Annotated in this window: 13 protein-coding genes; 9 read left to right on the forward strand and 4 right to left on the reverse strand. The window is 47.4% G+C overall.

The features are described from left to right. Positions 1–23: 23 nt before the first annotated feature. Complete coding sequence (locus tag LY85_RS15155) at positions 24–779, reverse strand: MBL fold metallo-hydrolase (RefSeq protein WP_185741237.1); 756 nt, start codon at positions 777–779, stop codon at positions 24–26. Positions 780–1,139: 360 nt separating this feature from the next. Between LY85_RS15155 and LY85_RS15160 the strand changes: the two genes are divergently transcribed. Both LY85_RS15160 and LY85_RS15165 read left to right on the forward strand, forming a co-directional pair. Further along, the gene (locus tag LY85_RS15160; RefSeq protein WP_185741238.1) at positions 1,140–1,919 is read left to right on the forward strand and encodes a MurR/RpiR family transcriptional regulator; all 780 of its coding nucleotides are present in this window, start codon (positions 1,140–1,142) and stop codon (positions 1,917–1,919) included. 30 nt (positions 1,920–1,949) lie between these two features. Next, positions 1,950–2,207, forward strand: a complete 258-nt coding sequence (locus LY85_RS15165; protein WP_141827316.1) for an HPr family phosphocarrier protein — start codon at positions 1,950–1,952, stop codon at positions 2,205–2,207. A 180-nt stretch (positions 2,208–2,387) separates the two neighbouring features. On the opposite strand, the gene LY85_RS15170 is transcribed toward LY85_RS15165, so the two are convergent. From LY85_RS15170 to LY85_RS15180, 3 genes are all read right to left on the reverse strand, one after another. Beyond that, on the reverse strand, positions 2,388–4,742 hold the full coding sequence (locus tag LY85_RS15170) for a heavy metal translocating P-type ATPase (RefSeq protein ID WP_141827317.1): 2,355 nt from the start codon (positions 4,740–4,742) through the stop codon (positions 2,388–2,390). Positions 4,743–4,765: 23 nt separating this feature from the next. Next, positions 4,766–4,993 carry a cation transporter gene (locus LY85_RS15175; RefSeq protein WP_141827318.1) on the reverse strand — a complete coding sequence of 76 codons (228 nt, stop codon included), beginning with the start codon at positions 4,991–4,993 and terminating at the stop codon, positions 4,766–4,768. Between the two features lie 150 nt (positions 4,994–5,143). Further along, the gene (locus LY85_RS15180; protein ID WP_038322767.1) at positions 5,144–5,512 is read right to left on the reverse strand and encodes a metalloregulator ArsR/SmtB family transcription factor; all 369 of its coding nucleotides are present in this window, start codon (positions 5,510–5,512) and stop codon (positions 5,144–5,146) included. Between the two features lie 476 nt (positions 5,513–5,988). Between LY85_RS15180 and LY85_RS15185 the strand changes: the two genes are divergently transcribed. The 7 genes from LY85_RS15185 (at position 5,989) to LY85_RS15215 (ending at position 13,880) form a co-directional block, all read left to right on the forward strand. Next, positions 5,989–7,149, forward strand: coding sequence for a PucR family transcriptional regulator (locus tag LY85_RS15185; RefSeq protein WP_141827319.1), 1,161 nt, complete (start codon positions 5,989–5,991; stop codon positions 7,147–7,149). Positions 7,150–7,608: 459 nt separating this feature from the next. After that, positions 7,609–8,859 carry an ABC transporter substrate-binding protein gene (locus LY85_RS15190; RefSeq protein WP_038322783.1) on the forward strand — a complete coding sequence of 417 codons (1,251 nt, stop codon included), beginning with the start codon at positions 7,609–7,611 and terminating at the stop codon, positions 8,857–8,859. Positions 8,860–9,017: 158 nt separating this feature from the next. After that, positions 9,018–9,806, forward strand: a complete 789-nt coding sequence (locus LY85_RS15195) for an ABC transporter ATP-binding protein (RefSeq protein ID WP_207705573.1) — start codon at positions 9,018–9,020, stop codon at positions 9,804–9,806. Further along, on the forward strand, positions 9,799–10,506 hold the full coding sequence (locus LY85_RS15200; protein ID WP_038322785.1) for an ABC transporter ATP-binding protein: 708 nt from the start codon (positions 9,799–9,801) through the stop codon (positions 10,504–10,506). Before LY85_RS15195 ends, LY85_RS15200 begins: the two co-directional genes overlap by 8 nt. A gap of 11 nt (positions 10,507–10,517) precedes the next feature. Then, complete coding sequence (locus tag LY85_RS15205; RefSeq protein WP_141827321.1) at positions 10,518–11,387, forward strand: branched-chain amino acid ABC transporter permease; 870 nt, start codon at positions 10,518–10,520, stop codon at positions 11,385–11,387. Between the two features lie 17 nt (positions 11,388–11,404). Further along, positions 11,405–12,442, forward strand: coding sequence for a branched-chain amino acid ABC transporter permease (locus LY85_RS15210; protein ID WP_185741239.1), 1,038 nt, complete (start codon positions 11,405–11,407; stop codon positions 12,440–12,442). Positions 12,443–12,527: 85 nt separating this feature from the next. Continuing rightward, a complete protein-coding gene (locus LY85_RS15215) occupies positions 12,528–13,880 on the forward strand; it encodes an aspartate aminotransferase family protein (protein WP_141827323.1) in 1,353 nt (450 codons plus the stop codon). Positions 13,881–13,894: the final 14 nt, after the last annotated feature.

Genomic DNA, 13,894 nt, shown 5'->3' on the forward strand with positions numbered 1-13,894 from the left:
TCGTACAGGCTGCGAAGCCTGCTCTATCGGATTTTGGCTTTTGAGTACAGGATATTGCCTTCTCTGCCGTCCAGGCGTTTTCCCGTCCGGGGATCGGTTTTTACGGCCCGGTAAGCCGTTTCTCCCATAAATTCAGCCGGTACGGCGTCATCCGTTCCGTTCAGGATCCGCTCGCAGATTTCGATACAGTCCTCCAGCACATGCTTTGTGGATTCACAGGCCCCATGCTCCCGCAGCACCTTGTCGTATTGCGGTTCAAAACGCTTCAGCTTTAAAAGGCTCCTGTGATATTCCAGAATATTGGTCGATTCCGGCAGGAACAGCAGGACGCCTACACCGCACGCGTCGCCGAACATCACGGCGCGCTCTTCCCTGATTAGGATAACCATCGTTCCCCTCGTATGCCCCGGTACATGGATTGCCTCCAGGGTGACTCCGCCGAGATCGAAGAGCTGTCCGTCTCCCAGAGGAAGGAACCCGTCTTCCTTCGGCGGAATAAAGTCTTCCTCCGTCAATGTCCTGAAAACCTCCGGAGAAAGCGTTTTCAGCGCTTCCTTTCTTTTTTCGATGCCGCAATGCCTGCGGAGCGTTTCCAAATCGGCCTCATTCAGATAAACCCGGTTAAACTGCCCCGCCCCGGACGCGTGGTCCACATGTCCGTGCGTCAGGATGACGTCATAGGTCTTGTCCGTCTGGCTGTCCAGATACGCCTTTAAATTTCCCAGTCCATAGCCGGTGTCGATCAGGGCGGCACGCTTGCTTCCCTCGACAAAATACATGCATACATCTCCCGCGCCCCGGATTCGGCTGATCCTGGGCGTGACTTGCTCCCTTGTAAAACGAACCATTTCTAAAAGTCGCCGCCTTTACTAAGATTACTTTCAAAGGATATACCTCACAACGTGGAGGTGAATTCTTATCTGTGATCATCATAGCACAAATGGATAATCCATTCAATAAATTTTGAATGAAATATGCAACAAAACAAATCTTTTGTTATTGTATAGAATTCACATATAATATATTTTTTATAAAAAATATTTGTAAATAGATCAACTTTATGCTACACTACAATCAGATGCTTAACTGTTTTTTAAATGGATTATCCATCTGAAATCATGATAAAGAGGGGAGATCAATTGGATATTTTCGATCAAATGGAGCTGCGCAAAAATGATTTCACTCCCCGTGAAAAGCAATTTTACCGGATTCTGAAAAATGAACCCGATGTCATTGCACAGAATACAACGGTGGCAATCGCCGCGCGTTACGGAATTGCGCAGAGCGCCATCAGCCGTTTTTGCCAGAAAATCGGGTTCAACAGCTTTGCAGATTTTCGAATGGCATTGACTCTGTCCCTTTCCTCCCATTCCTTCTCCGCAGAGGAAGAAAAGGAGGAAAGAGGCTTAACGGACTATCTGTGCGATTTGACGCGTTCCACGGAGAAGGCCGTTCCCAAAGCGCTTCTGACTTCCTGGGCGAAACTGATTACACAGGCAAATTATATATATGTCGCGGGAACGGGCAGAAGCAGTATTTCCGCGCAGCTGCTGGCCAGTCAGCTGGTTCAGTTTTGCCTGCCTACCTATTTTATAGAACCCGGACTGGAGGTGGAGGCCCTGCACATCATGCGGAAGGACGATCTGGTGATTCTTTTTTCCGCCCAAAATGCCACACACAAGGACTTCCTGGCTATGGCGGCGGAGGTGTCCGCATCGCGGCGCCCGCGTACGCTTCTGATTACGCAGTCCCCCAAGCACCCGCTCTTCGGGGCGGTGGATGAAGCGGTTTGCCTGCCTACGTGGAGCACTTTGCATTATCCCATATGTGTCGAGACAAGCACCTCGAACTTTGTTTTTTGCAGCCTGCTTGGAGCGGAGATCTCAAAAGAGCTGAAGGCATCCGCCGATTCAATCTGATCGTTCAGCATCATTTAGGAGGAATTTGATATGAAACAATTTTCTTACACGGTGAAGGATAAAAACGGGATACACGCCCGCCCGGCGGGTACCCTTGTGAAATTCTGCAAAGAATTTCAGTCGGAAATCCAGATTAGCGGAAAGCAGGGGAACGCATCCCTGAAAAAGCTGTTTTCCCTGCTGGGCCTGAATATACAATTCGGCGACGAAGTCACCGTTACGGTGGAAGGACCCGACGAGGACGATGCGGTACAGAGGATACGAAAATTAATGTCGGAAAATTTCTAGTATATCCGCTTCCACTTGGGTATCGTCCGTCCGTGGCAATCATTGGTTTAAAGGCGCAGACGGAAAAGACAAAAAATGAGAGCAGGCACATTTGTACAGCAAATGTGCCTGCTCTTTGTCTATCCGTCTTTATCCGGCCCAAAAATTGGGAATGGGGTCCCGTGCCTGTACCGGCTTCCTTTATCGTATTGTTTTCATCGCCCGCATAGCGTTTAAGATGGCAATCACCGTAACGCCGACGTCGCCAAACACGGCTTCCCACATTGTTGCAATACCCACTGCGGCGAGAATCAGGACAGCAACCTTTACACCCATTGCGAACAGAATGTTCTGCCAGACAATAGAGCGCGTTTTCCGTGCCACGCGGATGGCGGAGACGATTTTGGAGGGCTCATCGGTCATTAGTACGACATCGGCCGCCTCGATAGCGGCATCAGACCCCAGCGCACCCATGGCGATCCCGATATCTGCTCTTGCCAATACGGGCGCGTCATTGATTCCGTCGCCTACAAAAACCAGCTTGCCCTTTCCTTTTCTGTTTTTGTCCAGCTTTTCCAGCTGTTCGACCTTTTGGTGGGGAAGAAGTTCCGTGTAGACGGTATCCAGCCCTATTTCGCGGGCAATGGCTTCTCCTACGGCTTTACTGTCTCCGGTCAGCATCGCCGTATGCTTCACACCAATCTTTTTCAGGTCGTAGATCGCTTTTTTGCTGTCCGGCTTCAATTCATCGGAAATTACGATATAGCCGGCAAAATTGCCGTCGACCGCAAGATACACCACACTGCCCAACGCGTCTACAGGTTTCCAGTCAATATGCCCGGATTCCATCAGCTTGCCGTTACCGGCCAGCACGGATTTTCCATCAATCTTTACGCGGATTCCCTGTCCGGGAATCTCTTCCTGTTCTGTGAGCCGTTGGGTTTCAACATCCTTGCCATACTCTTTCTGTATGGAAAGAGCAATGGGATGATTTGAGAAGCTTTCCGCATGGGCGGCATAGGAGAGCAATTCCTGCTCTGACCAGCCGTTTGCGCCCACAACAGACGTCACTTTAAAAGTGCCCTTAGTCAGGGTCCCGGTCTTATCAAAGACAATCGTGTCAATATTATTCAGTGCCTCCAGATAGTTGCTTCCCTTAACAAGAATTCCGTTCTTGGATGCCCCGCCGATACCGCCGAAAAAGCTGAGGGGAATGGAGATTACCAAGGCACAGGGACACGATACCACCAAAAACGCAAGCGCGCGATAAATCCATGAGCTGAAAGAGGCTCCCGGAATTACGAGCGGCGGAATCACCGCCAAAGCGAGTGCGGCAAAGGTTACGGCCGGTGTGTAGTATCTGGCGAATTTTGTAATCAGATTTTCGGTAGGAGCCTTTTTGCTGCTGGCGTTCTGTACCAGATCCAAAATTTTGGATATTGTGGATTCACCGAATTCCTTTGAGACCTCTATGGTCAATACTCCGTTTTTATTGATCGAACCGGACAGCACTTCGCTGCCGGGTTCCACGTCGCGGGGCAGGGATTCTCCGGTGAGCGCAGAGGTGTCCAGAGCGGAGACGCCCTCTGTAATGCGGCCGTCCAGCGGAACTTTTTCGCCGGGCTTAACAACGATAATGTCGCCGATTCCCACTTCCTCCGGGGAAACCTTACGAACTTCATTGCCCACCTTCAGGTTCGCAAAATCAGGCCGGATATCCATAAGTGCGGAAATGGATTTTCGGGAACGGTTGACAGCCATCCTCTGAAAAGCTTCTCCTACCTGATAAAAGAGCATGACCGCCACGCCCTCCGGATACTCGCCAATCGCGAAAGCGCCGATGGTAGCGATACTCATCAGAAAGTTTTCATCGAATACCTGCCCTTTTGCGATGTTTTTCAGAGCCTGAAGAACAACTTCGCCACCCACCAGAAGGTAGCTTACAAGAAATACAAGAAACCCGACCGGCTGCGGAAAGTCAAACGCGATGCCTACCACAAAAAGAACTGCTCCTATACCGAGACTGAAGCGATACGCCCATTTCCTCAGATTCGCGGAGCCGTCGCTTTCAGCCGGTTTTTGATTGGTAAAGGAAATCTGGATCGAGGGTTCGATGTCCAGTGCGATTTTGGACGCCTGGCGTACGATAGCGGGCAGGTCTTTCCGGTCGACTGCCTCAATGCTCAGCTTCTGTGAAACAAAGTCCAGCGAAGCTGTTTTGACGCCTTCAATGCGCTTGACCTGAGATTCTATTTTCTGTGCGCATTCTCCGCAGCACAGCCCAAGTAAATAGAGTGTTTTCTGACCCGGCTGGGAAATTGGCTTTTCACTCATAATCACCTGGGAATCGTGCTGCTTTACGATTGCCTCCGCCTGGGAAATCAATTTGTTTTCCGCAGAACTGTTCTCTATTTCCATGGTGAGGGTCTTAGCTACAAAATCGACGGCAGAGAAAGACACACCGTTGAGTTTTCCAATGTCCCGCTCGATCTTGGCGGCGCAGTTTCCACAGCAGAGCCCTTCTAATGTAAACTCTTTTCTAATAGCTGCGTTCATTTTCTGATCTCCATCCCTTTCCTTTATATTTCTTTCACAACGATGTCCTCATCATGGGAAACGGCTATATTGGTAATATCGTTAACCAGTGTTTCAATATCTGTATCCAATTCAAGCAAAAGGATTCCGGTGTCAGCATTTACTTCTGCGTTTTTAATACCATTCAAAAGCCGGATATCGTTTTGAATTTTTGCGGCACAGTTGCCGCAGCAAAGTCCTTCCAGAAGATATTGCTTTTTGCTGATTGCCATAGTTAATTTCTCCTTTTCAAATTAAAATATTATTTGATTGAATAGTTGTTTAAATATTCAACTAAAAATGCAAAAAATCCCAAAGCCTGTGGCCACAGGCCGGGAAAGCTAATGAAAGATACTCAGGAGGACCAGGTATGTTTGCAAAAGTTATTTTTCGCAGACATGAATCAATCCCTGGTCAAAAATGGACTTGACATGTTCATCGTCAAGCGAGTAATAGACCACACGCCCGTCTTTACGGTATTTTACCAGTTTCGCTTGTTTTAAAATCCGAAGCTGGTGAGAAATAGAGGATTTAGTCATGCCTAAAAGAACGGAAATATCGCAGACACACATCTCTGCACGGAATAAGGCACAAAGAATTTTCACCCGCGTTGAATCGCTGAATACTTTAAATATATCAGCCAGATCCAGGAGGGTATCGTCATCCGGCATATGTTTGCGGACATCGTTTACGACTTCTTCGTGGATCGTATTGCAATCGCAACGGTCAATATCAGCTGCATACGCGCACATAATCATAACCTCCAATTGTTGAATAGTTGAATCATTTTTCAACTATTATTATAGGGTGTTGTTATGCCGATGTCAATGCTTCTATCAATAAAATTTTTTCGTTGCTGGTTGAAAAATATTTAAGGATCAATCTGAAAATTGAACATACAATAACACATTGCATAAAGCGACGGCCTTAAAAAGAGCAAAAAAACGTCTTAAAGTGGCTTCTGACAGCCCATTTAAGACGTTTTTTTGCTTAGGCTGTTTACTGTGTCTTCGACAAAGCGATCCTTTACCTTATTGGATGCAGAAATGCCGCTAAGATTTATTAAAAAAGCCGATACCCTTTTTCGTTATCTTTTATCTTTCTAAGGTGAAATTGTGATATACTAATTTATTATGTCCAAGCCTTAGCGGAATGAAAATCTGCCGATTGCCGGGTGTGGTTAAGGTGAGAAGCTCCTCCGCTCTTCATGGTTTAAAGGAGGCGCATTATGGCGGTTTTACTGGGGAAATTATATTCCGAAATTGGCCCGAAGTATCAGCTGAAACTGATTGCGGGGAAAGAAGGAATCTTTAATTTAGTGGATTGGGTCCAGATTGTTGAAAACAGCAACCTGATTCCTTTCCAGAGACAGAATGAGCTGGTTATTTCAACCGGCGTTGCGAACCATGACGAAGAAGGTTTGATATCCTTTTGCAAACAGTTATATGACAGGAATATAAGCGGGCTGATTATTAATATTGGACCTTATATAAAAAACATATCTCCCAGAATCATTCAATACTGCAATAAAGTAGGGTTTCCGCTTTTCGTCTTACCATGGGAGGTCCGTCTGGTTGATATCATGCATGATATGGGCCGCTCCATTTTGAAGAGAGAGCAGATTGAAGACAACCTATCCGAAGCAGTTCAGAATGCTATTTTTTCACCGAAGGAACAGGATGTATATAAAAAAATACTGGCCAGAAACGGCTTTGGCGAGGAAACCAGATATTGTCTGATCGCTTTGGCCCTGCAGGCCGGCATGAAAGAGAAAATAGAATATTATATCAATCTGGTAACCGGTAAGCTCATCGAGGATTTAAATAGGGTCAATGCTTCCTTTATCCTTTTTACAAGGGATAAACATATCTATATGGTCTCTGCAAATTATAGTGAGGGAGAAATCGACTTAATCAAACAGAGTCTTCAGAAGCTTCAAAAGACGTATTTGAAACAATTTCAGCTGAATGCGGTTTTTTCCCCGAGGAATTTACCCGTTGAATCTCTGAGTGATTACTATAAGCGGCTGAACGCAATGCTGAAGCTGGCCGTCGGCAAGAATCGGGAAATGACGGAATATGACGAGGAAGTTATTTACAAACTGATTCTGGCAGTCGGTTCACAGAATGAAATCAAAGATTTTCACAAAAATACCTATGGCCGGCTTGCCGAATATGACAAAGCGAACCATACAAATTGCTGCGAACTGTTAAAGCAGTATTTTAAAATGAACGGAAGTATTCAGAAACTGGCCGACTTAAACTTTGTCCATAGAAACACAATTAATTACCAATTGAGAAAAATTGAAAAAATATGTAATATAAATTTGGAAAACTGGGAGGACAGGCTAAAAATTCATCTGAGTATTTTTATGGATGATCTTTTATGAATTGTGCATGCGCACAAAATAATTCGCAATCGTGTTCGTTGACAATCCGGATATGATCTGCTATAATCGTCCTAACATAAGACACATACACTAAATTTTACAAATTGAGGGCAAAGAAGCTATTCCTTAACGGGAGTTTCCTTGCCCTTTTTTTATTCATTAAAGTCTGCATATTTATTCAATTTAGAAAGAATCTACAGCAATTCCATTTCAGTTTGCAAGACAAACTTGTTGCAGAATCAACTGGAAATTCTGTAAGCAACAGAAAACAGAAATTATAATATTGGGAACTGTCGAGCACGGTTAAAAGCAAAGGGGCTTTATTCATCCGGATAAGCCCCTTTGCTTTTTTGATTTTTCTGTCAGCACATTTTCAGCTTGAAATAGAAGCAGAGAATTCTTTGCTTTTATCATACACAGAACTTCAAAAACACAACCATCTCTAAGGGGGAAAGAACAGTGAAAAGAAAACTCATATCTATTTTGTTGGCAGTAACACTGTCCGTAAGCTTAGGTGCGTGCGGTCAAACAAATGGTACGACTTCCTCGTCGGCGAACAATGCGGCCGGCAGCGGTTCAAGCGGTGATACGATTAAAATTGGCGTATCCGGCCCTACGTCGGGAACAAGTGCCGAATCAGGCGTTGCAATTAATACCGGCATTCAGATGGCGATTGATGACGTGAATAAAGCGGGCGGCATTCAGGTTGACGGTGCCAAGAAGCAGGTGAAAGCGATTTTCTACGACAGCCAGACGAATACAGCGACGGGACTTTCCAACTGCCAGAAACTGGTTTCCGTGGATAATGTCGATTTTCTGTGGGCCGATACGATCAACAGCTCCGTTGGCATTGCGGCGATGGAAGTCGCCAAAACCACCGATATCTGTGTTGCGACTCTGGAATGCGTAAGTACCGAAATCTCAAAAAAATATGTTTCCGATCCGAACAGCTACAAAAATTTCTTCAAATTTGAGTTTAACAGCGAAGCGTATGGCAACGCGATCGCAAATTCGATCATAGACATGGCCAAATCCGGAAAACTGAATGCCGGCGATAAAAAGGTGGCCTTGCTCGGAGAAGATTCCGATTACGGCCGGTCCAATTTGGGCGCCTGCAAAGAATTGCTGACACAGGCGGGCTATACGATCGACTCTGAAGATTATGTGCCCATGGATACAACTGATTTCTACTCGGTATTGAGCAATATTAAAAATAAGAAAAGCGATCTTTTGGTCTCCTGCTTTACTTCCACCGCCGCAGGGGCCGCGCTTGTAAAGCAATATCAGGAAAACGGCATCGAGTCTACTCACTTCGCGATTTATTATCCGTCTCAGAAGGAATTTGTCAGTCAGGTCGGTGACCTTGCAAACGGTTTGTATTGGACTCCGTTTTTGATCAATGAAGAAGATAAGGGCATTCAGGAATTTGCGGAGAAACTCAAGGCGCATAACGGAGACAAGGTGAATCTCGACAATATTCAGGGCTACGATATGATGATGAAAGTGCTGAAGGCAATGGAAAAGGCCGGAACCACAAAAGGGGAGCAATTGTCGCAGGCATTGCTGAGCCTTGATTACAAAGGATACTCGGGAACCTACTCGTTCGATCCTGAGACCCACACGGGCAAAGACGGCGCGGACTTCATTCCGATCAAAATCTGCAAGATCGAAAGCGGAAGCAATAAAGTCGTGTGGCCCTCACAGGGATAATTTATTAATAGAATATTTTGACCCGGCGCTGCTTGAAAAGAGCATGTTTTCCAAGGAAGATATGCTCTTTCGGCGGCGGAAGGGCTTGACAGCAAACTTGTTCAGCCTGTATGGGAACTTGTGTGATGCGGCTTTAAAGTGTTGTGGGACGGCGCCCAATGCTGACACATGATATGGGAAGAGAGGACAAAATGGCAGAGAATATGATATTAAGCGTTCGCAATATAACAATGAAATTTGACAGTTTTATGGCCCTCAATGACATTTCATTTGATTTGGAGAAAGGCAGTATCTTAGGGATTATCGGGCCGAACGGCGCGGGAAAAACGACGCTGTTCAACACCATCACGGGATATTACCAGACTTATTCCGGAAAGATTCTTTTCAATGGAACATCGGTGCGGGGCATGCGCCCGGACAAACGGTGCTGCATGGGGATCGCCAGAACTTTCCAGATTACAAAGCCGTTCGAAAATATTTCCATTCTTGGAAACGTCATGGTGGGCGCTTATTATGGTAAAAGCCTGAAAAAGAAAAGCTCTATCAAGGACTGTGAAAAAGAAGCTTATGATCTGATAGAAAAGGTCGGGCTTTCGGATAAAATCAATGATCCGGCCGGCAGCCTCAACGTATCCCAGAGAAAAAAGCTGGAGCTGGCCAGGGCGTTAAGCACGGAGCCCGAGCTGCTGCTGCTGGATGAAGTCGTCGGCGGATTGAATCCGACGGAGGTCGTCGATATGATGGAGATCATCAAAAGCATCAATCGATCAGGAGTCAGCATTTTGATGATCGAGCATGTTATGAAAGCGGTCATGGGCGTTTCCCACAGGATTCTGGTCCTGAACCACGGAGAAAAGCTCGCGGAAGGCGAACCGGCGGAGATCATAAAAAATCCCGATGTGATCAGCGCTTATCTGGGGAATAAGAGGGAGGTCAAGCATGCTTAAGATCGACCGTTTAAACGCTTTTTACGACGATGTACAGGTGCTGTACGATATCAGTCTGGAAGTGCGGGATGGCGAGATCGTCACCATTTTGGGTTCCAACGGGGCAGGCAAAACCACGTTGATGAAAACAATCTGCGGCGTTATCAAAAATCGCTCCGGAAGCATCGAGCTGAACGGCGAGAATATCATGGCGGTTCCGGCCTATCGGCTCGTTTCCAAAGGAATCGCGCTGATACCGGAAGGCAGGCATCTTTTCCCGGAGCTGACCGTAAAGGAAAACATACTGCTCGGAGCGTACACAAAGAAGGGAAAAGTTGCCGAAAGCGAATCCTTCACGCAGATTATGGATATGTTTCCGCGGCTGAAAGAGCGTTTGAATCAGCTTGCGGGCACCATGTCGGGCGGGGAACAGCAAATGTGCGCCATTGCGAGAGCGCTGATTTCCGACCCGAAGTTTCTTATGCTGGATGAGCCGTCCTTAGGCTTGGCTCCCAATATTGTCGACCTTGTTTTCGACATCATCGGTAAAATCAATAAGGAAAAAAACATCACAGTTCTTATCGTGGAACAAAATGCCAATATGGCTCTGCAGTCGGCCGATCGGGCATATGTTATGGAAACCGGCGAAATCAAAATGTCGGGGAACGCCCATGAGATGCTGGAGTCCCCCGAAATACAGAAACTGTATCTCGGGCTGTAAGGGGTGACATTATGACAAATTTTTTACAGAATTTAATCAACGGACTGGTCGCAGGTTCCTATTACGCGGTCCTGGGGATGGGGCTGACCATCATTTGGGGCGTTTTAAAGATTATCAATGTGGCCCACGGCGATTTCTATATGCTGGGCGCTTATATGTTATATACCTTTTTAACCATGGTTGGAGTTCCCGTAATCCCCGCCGTCATTATTGCCGTTCTCGTCGCCGCCGTTCTGGCAATGATTCTGGAGCGCGCAATCCTTACGCCGGCTTTGACACGGGACAGCATGGGAAATTCCCCGTTTGTCATTACGCTCGGGATGTCCATTCTGCTGCAGAATTTCGTGCAGCTGATTTACGGCGAAAGATATAAAAGCGTTCCCTATTTTAACGACGCCATTATCAAATTTCTGGGCGTTACCCTGGCGGCTCAGCGGATCATCGTTGTGATCGTCGCGTTTCTTGCTATGTTCGCCGCCATGCTTTTTATCCGGAAAACAAGATTTGGCTGGGCGATTTCGGCGACCTCCCAGAACACCTTCGCCGCGACCCTGATGGGAATCGACACAAAAAAGATTTATATGTATACGTTTGGATTAGCTGCCGGGATGACGGCGCTGTCCGGTGGCCTGCTCGCTCCGATTTACGGGATCAACCCCTGGATGGGCGCCAGCATTCAGCTGAAATCCTTTGTGGTCTGCGTCATTGGGGGATTCGGAAATATCGGCGGTTCCATCGTAGCCGGACTCCTTCTGGGATTGATCGAAAGCTTTGCGGTACAGTATATCGGAACGGACTGGCAGAATGTTCTGGCCTACAGCCTGCTGATTCTCATGTTCTGGTTTAAGCCGAATGGACTTTTTGAAAAGAAGGGACATTAAATATGAGAGAAACAATCATGAAACTATTTGATCATAAAAAGTCCAAAAGGAATGTTTCCGTCGCGTTTTTTCTGGTGCTGCTCATTTTGCCGGTCTTGATCCGTCTGGTTTGTGACAACAGTCAGCAGAACTATTTCCTGAACATTTTTATCATGTGCTTTTACTGGGCTGCGCTTACTTCCTCCTGGAATCTGGTGGCGGGCTATCTTGGAATTTTCAGCATGGCCCATCAGGTTTTTTTCGGGATCGGCGCGTATGCCACGGCTATGTTCGGCCTGTACGCCGGGACATCCCCCTGGCTGGGTTTTCTGATCGGCGGCGTTTGTGCGGCGTTAGTCAGTGTCGTTATTGCCGTTCCTTGCCTTCGGCTGAAAAAAGCGCCTTATATCATCATAGCGACCATGGTTTTGGCGGAAATCGTCAGGCTTGTCTTTACGAACCTTAAGACCTGGACCAGGGGCTCCAGCGGCTTTTGGCAGATCCGTTCGTATGAAAACATCTCCGGAATCGACTTCAGCGGCATGGATAAAATCCCTTATTATTATTTGATCCTCCTTATTTTCGCGGTGATTGTAGGCGCCTGCGCTTACATCGTAAAATCTCCGACGGGTCTGGCCATGGAAGCCATTCGCGAATCGCAGGAAGCGGCGGAGGCAATCGGAGTAAATATCGCCAGGACCAAAATCAAGGTTTTTGTTGTCAGCGCGTTCATGGCCGGCGTAGTTGGCGCTTTTTATTCGCACTATATGAAGATCCTGACCCCGGACGCCATGTTCGGTCAGAACCTGATGACGGAATTTATCGCGATGAGCTTATTCGGCGGCACAGGGATTATCAGCGGCCCCATTTTCGGCGCTTTCTTTATTACTATTTTAATGGAATCCTTAAAATCCCTTGCCAATTTTAAGCTGTTTATTTACGCCGGTATTTTAATTCTGGTAATGATCTTTCTACCAGGCGGAGTTTTAAACAGCAAATCGGAATTTACCAGCGGCACCAATAAGCTGAAAAAACGATTCAGTAAAAAATCCGGCAAAGCGGTCGGGACAAAGTGACGACCGCTGCCAAAAGATTACCGCAGGTTTCGACGTTTTACAAAACGCCTGGAATAAATGATATCTATTTTATGGAGGAATCGAAATGCTGAAAGATGAGCTGCCAAAGATTATTACAAAAACCGTACCGGGTGAAAAATCCGAAGCTTTGATCGCAAGGCGGGAAAAAGCGACGCCCGGAGCGATCCGATGTGTTTATCCCTGCGCAATGAAACGGGCACAGGGTGCCATCATAGAGGACATGGACGGAAACTTTTTTCTTGACTGGATCGGCGGCGTGGGCGTGCTGAATATCGGCCACTGCCATCCGGAAGTGGTCGAGGCCGTCAGGGAGCAGGCCGGAAAATATTTTCATGGAATGTTTAATATTGTAACGCATGAAGGCTATGTCGCTTTGGCGGAGAAGATGAATGAAATCGTTCCCGTAAGGGGCGCGGTCAAAAAAACCTTTTTTGCCAACAGCGGTGCCGAAGCGGATGAAAATGCGGTAAAAATTGCGAAAGCCTATACGAAGAGGCCCAATATCATCGTTTTTTCGGGTGCATTCCACGGCAGGACGATGCTGACGATGGCCATGACGTCAAAGAAATCATACGCGTTGGGAATGGGCCCTTTCCCGGACGGTGTTTATCGAGCCGACTTCCCCTATCTGTACAGATGCCCGGGCAATATGACGGAAGCCGAAGCAATTGATTACTATATCGGAAAAATCTACAGAGTGTTTGAAGAGGCTTCGCCCGCCGATCAGGTCGCCGCTGTTGTGGTCGAACCCCTGCAGGGAGAAGGCGGTTTTATTCCTGCGCCGATCGAATGGGTGAAAGCGCTCCGCAAAATCTGCGATGAAAAAGGCATCCTTCTGGTCGCGGACGAGGTTCAGTCGGGCTTTGGGCGTACGGGTAAAATGTTTGCAAGCTGCTACTGGAAAGAAGCGGGCTGCGAGCCGGACGTCATTACCTCCGCGAAATCAATTGCCGGCGGCGTGCCGCTGAGCGCGATCATCGCCCGTACGGAAATTCTGGACGCGGTTCCGGCCGGCGTGATCGGCGGAACCTTCGGCGGGAACGCGCTTGCCTGTGCCGCGGCCCTGAAGGTGATCGAAGTCATGGAAAGGGATCATCTGTGCGAACGTTCTGTGGAAATCGGCGATAAGATCCGGACGGCGTTCAACAACTGGAAGGAAAAATACGCGGTGGTCGGGGACATCAGAGGGCTTGGCGGCATGGTCGGAATTGAGTTTGTCAAGGACAGGAAAACAAAGGAGCCCAACGCTCCGCTTGTTTCAGCCCTGATCAAGGAATGTGCGGCTCACGGCCTGCTGATTGAAAACGCGGGTACCTATGGAAATGTTGTCCGCTTTTTGGCTCCGCTCGTAATAACGGATGCACAGCTGGATGCGGGACTTACGATTCTGGAAGACGCGATACAAAAGTGTATGTGACGAAACCGTATGAA

The sequence above is a fragment of the Clostridium sp. KNHs216 genome (genome assembly GCF_006714885.1).
In the GTDB taxonomy this organism is placed as follows: Bacteria; Bacillota; Clostridia; order Oscillospirales; family Acutalibacteraceae; genus Caproiciproducens.

Excerpts from the sequence above, each read along its gene's own strand:
- LY85_RS15200 (WP_038322785.1), top strand. The coding sequence starts at position 9,799 with ATGCTTAAGATCGACCGTTTAAACGCTTTTTACGACGATGTACAGGTG.
- LY85_RS15205 (WP_141827321.1), top strand. The coding sequence starts at position 10,518 with ATGACAAATTTTTTACAGAATTTAATCAACGGACTGGTCGCAGGTTCC.
- LY85_RS15185 (WP_141827319.1), top strand. The coding sequence starts at position 5,989 with ATGGCGGTTTTACTGGGGAAATTATATTCCGAAATTGGCCCGAAGTAT.
- LY85_RS15170 (WP_141827317.1), bottom strand. The coding sequence starts at position 4,742 with ATGAACGCAGCTATTAGAAAAGAGTTTACATTAGAAGGGCTCTGCTGT.
- LY85_RS15195 (WP_207705573.1), top strand. The coding sequence starts at position 9,018 with ATGCTGACACATGATATGGGAAGAGAGGACAAAATGGCAGAGAATATG.
- LY85_RS15175 (WP_141827318.1), bottom strand. The coding sequence starts at position 4,993 with ATGGCAATCAGCAAAAAGCAATATCTTCTGGAAGGACTTTGCTGCGGC.
- LY85_RS15215 (WP_141827323.1), top strand. The coding sequence starts at position 12,528 with ATGCTGAAAGATGAGCTGCCAAAGATTATTACAAAAACCGTACCGGGT.
- LY85_RS15180 (WP_038322767.1), bottom strand. The coding sequence starts at position 5,512 with ATGTGCGCGTATGCAGCTGATATTGACCGTTGCGATTGCAATACGATC.
- LY85_RS15210 (WP_185741239.1), top strand. The coding sequence starts at position 11,405 with ATGAAACTATTTGATCATAAAAAGTCCAAAAGGAATGTTTCCGTCGCG.
- LY85_RS15155 (WP_185741237.1), bottom strand. The coding sequence starts at position 779 with ATGTATTTTGTCGAGGGAAGCAAGCGTGCCGCCCTGATCGACACCGGC.
- LY85_RS15165 (WP_141827316.1), top strand. The coding sequence starts at position 1,950 with ATGAAACAATTTTCTTACACGGTGAAGGATAAAAACGGGATACACGCC.